The following is a 3,361-nucleotide window of genomic DNA, read 5'->3' on the forward strand; positions in this document are numbered from 1 at the left end:
GGGCCTTGCCTTCAACGAGATGGTGGCCAAGGGCGAGCTGAAGGCGCCTGTCGTCATCGGTCGCGATCATCTCGATTCCGGCTCGGTCGCCTCGCCGAACCGGGAAACGGAATCGATGAAGGACGGCTCGGACGCCGTGTCCGACTGGCCGCTGCTCAACGCACTGCTCAATACGGCGTCTGGCGCCACCTGGGTGTCGCTGCACCATGGCGGCGGCGTCGGCATGGGCTTTTCCCAGCACGCCGGCATGGTCATCGTCGCCGACGGCACGCGCGACGCCGCCAGGCGCCTGGAACGGGTGTTGTGGAACGACCCGGCGACCGGTGTCATGCGCCACGCCGATGCCGGCTACGACATCGCCATCGAATGCGCCAAGGAGCACCAACTCAACCTGCCTGGCATTCTCGGGTAACGGACTGATCTCATGCGCATCCTGCGGGCAGCCGAATACCGGTCGATGCCGTGGAAGAACGGCGGCGGCGTGACGACAGAAATCGCCGTCTCGCCCACCGGTGCCGGGCTCGACGACTTCGGCTGGCGCGTCTCGATGGCGCGCGTCGAATCGAGCGGTCCGTTCTCGCAGTTTGCCGGCATCGATCGCACCCTTGCCGTGCTCGAAGGCGAGGGCATCGTCCTCGAGATTGCCGGCTACCCGCCGACATCCATAAACAGGGCGACCGCCCCGTTTTCCTTTCCGGCCGACGTGCAGACCTCGGCCGCGCTGATTGGCGGGCCGATCACCGATCTCAATGTCATGACCCGCCGAAGCCGGATGACGCATTCGGTCGAACGCCTGGTGATTTCGGCTCCCGTGGAAATCCGGACTGAAGCCGGCACAACCCTTATCCTGTGCTTGAACGGCGAAGTCATCGTGCCCGCCGCCGAACCGGTTCGCCTCGGGCCGCTCGACACGCTGCTGCCCGAGCCGGACAGCGCCAGCCTGCTTGTCCAGCCCGCCCATGAGACAACGCTGTTCGTGATCCGGATCGGCGGCATCTCCGGCAACGATTAACGCTTGTTTCCAAACATGATCGCGATGCCGGCGAATTATAGCGTAAGCTGACGGCGGGCATCACGAAAAAGCCCGAATCCTCCCCGTCGATCGATCTCGACGGGAGGAGGGCGCTCGTCGTTGTTTTTCGCTGAGGGATGACGCCCTGTCGTGGTGCGGAAACAAACTTTCGGCAAATGGGGTTTATGCAACCAATTGCATTTGAATCGGTTTTAGGGCCATTGCCGTGGCGGTGACGCCGCTGACTGCCCGCTTACGGAATTTTCAATGAATATTCAGACGAACCCTGCCCAAATCGAGAAGACAAGCGCGAGCTTCCCGGCCATCACCGAAGAGCCGATCCGCTCCAATTACCTGCCCGAAGAGCGCCTTCGGCTGCTCGGTGAAAGCCTGGCAAAAGGCGACCTCACCGATCTGTTCGGCCTGACGCCCTTCGATTTTCAGGCGCGTGTCCGCGACAGCGCCAAGAAGATCCTGGAAGTCTACCGGTCAACCAATGCGGCGCAGGCGAGAGGCGAGACGATCACGCCGGCGGCACAATGGCTGCTCGACAACAATTATCTGGTCGAAGAGACCATTTTCCAGGTCAAGCGCGACCTGCCGCGCCGCTTCTATCGCCAGCTGCCGACCTTGAAACTGCCTGACAATGGCAGCGTGCCGCGCGCGCTGGCGCTGGCATGGACCTATGTGGCGCATTCGGACAGTTCCGTGTCGGCGACGATGTTCAAGGCCATCGTTCAGGGCTTCCAGTCGGTCGAGCCGCTGAAGATCGGCGAACTTTGGGCGCTGCCTTCGCTGTTGCGCTTCGTCCTGATCGAAAATCTCCGCCGGCTGGCGGTCAGGGTCAATCGCACCCGTCAGATGCGCCAGATCGCCAATGATGTGGCGGACAAGGTTCTGGCGACCGACGATAGCGCCGACCGGCAGGCGATCCTGTCCAACTTCAGCGCCCACGCGCAGGACACCACCTTTGCCACCCAGCTGCTCTACCGTCTGCGTGATGGATCGCAGAATGCTGGCAAGGCCCTGGAATGGCTGGAAGGCGAGCTCGAAAAGACCGGCTCCGATGCCGAGGAAATCATCATTTCCGAACACCACACGCTGTCCAGCGGCAATGTGACGACGGGCAACATCATCCGCGGCCTGCGCCTCATCAACGACGTCGACTGGACCGTGTGGTTCGAAGGCGTCAGCCGCATCGACACCGTGCTGCGCGAGCGCACCGATTTCGCCGCGCTCGACTTCTTCTCGCGGGACCAGTACCGGACCGCGATCGAGGAACTCGCGCGCCGCTCGGATCTTTCGGAATATCGCGTCGCCGAAAAGGCCATCGAGTTGGCCGGCCATGCCGCCAGCGAGACCATGCTAGGCGATGGTGAAAGCGATGCGGGTCCGATCTTATCCGCCCACACCGATGTCGGTTTCTTTCTTGTCGGCCCACGCCGGCTGGAGCTGGAGAAGGCGATCGGCTACCGGCCGACCATCAGCCAGACGGTCAAGCGCGCCTTCCGCAAGACTGGGTGGCTTGGCATCGTCGTACCGGTGTTTGCGCTGACGGCCCTGCTTCTCGTCCTCTCCGGCAACGCACTGGCCAATCTCGGCTTGTCGGTGCCGTCGATCGTCCTGATGCTGGCGCTGTTCGCCGTGCCGGCCAGCGAGGGCGCGCTCGCCTTCTTCAACACTGTCGTTTCGCTGTTCCTCAAACCGACGCGCCTTGTCGGCTACGATTACAGGCACGGCGTACCGCCCGAGGCGCGCACGCTTGTTGTGGTGCCGTCGCTGATCGGCTCGCGCGACGATGTCGAGGAAAACATCCGCAACATCGAGGTGCATCATCTCGCCAACACGGCCGATGAAATCCATTTCGCGCTGTTGTCGGACTGGCCCGACAGCAAGACCGAGATCGATGCGGCGGATACCGAAATCCTCGAATTCGCCCGCGCCGAGATCGCCCGTCTCAACGCCCGCTATCCCTCCGAAGGCGCGCCGCGTTTCTACATCCTGCACCGGCGCCGGCTGTTCAATGCGGCTCAAGGGTCCTGGATGGGCTGGGAGCGCAAGCGCGGCAAGCTGCACGAACTCGACCTTCTGCTGCGCGGCGACAGCGACACCACGTTCCTGCCGCTCGACGTGCCGCTGCCGGAGAACGTCGTCCATGTGATGACGCTCGACGCCGACACGCGCACCACCCGCGACGCTGTCGCGACCCTCGTCGGCAAGCTTTGCCACCCGCTCAACCGCCCGCATTTCGATGCCAGCAAGCGCGTTGTCACCGCCGGCTATGCGATCCTGCAGCCGCGCATCACCGCGTCGCTGACCAGCGGCGACGATGCGTCGTTTTTCCAGCGG

At 63.4% G+C, this 3,361-nt stretch carries 1 protein-coding gene and 2 pseudogenes; all 3 read left to right on the top strand.

The genetic code is table 11. The features are described 5' to 3' along the window. Positions 1–412, top strand: a pseudogene (locus EN935_RS27690) (urocanate hydratase); the annotation flags it as partial. A gap of 12 nt (positions 413–424) precedes the next feature. Next, complete coding sequence (locus EN935_RS27695) at positions 425–1,012, top strand: HutD family protein (RefSeq protein WP_126068752.1); 588 nt, start codon at positions 425–427, stop codon at positions 1,010–1,012. Between the two features lie 267 nt (positions 1,013–1,279). Next, positions 1,280–3,361: pseudogene (locus tag EN935_RS27700) on the top strand (protein ndvB); the annotation flags it as partial.

It is taken from the genome of Mesorhizobium sp. M7D.F.Ca.US.004.03.1.1, assembly GCF_003998635.1.
Lineage (GTDB): Bacteria > Pseudomonadota > Alphaproteobacteria > Rhizobiales > Rhizobiaceae > Mesorhizobium > Mesorhizobium loti.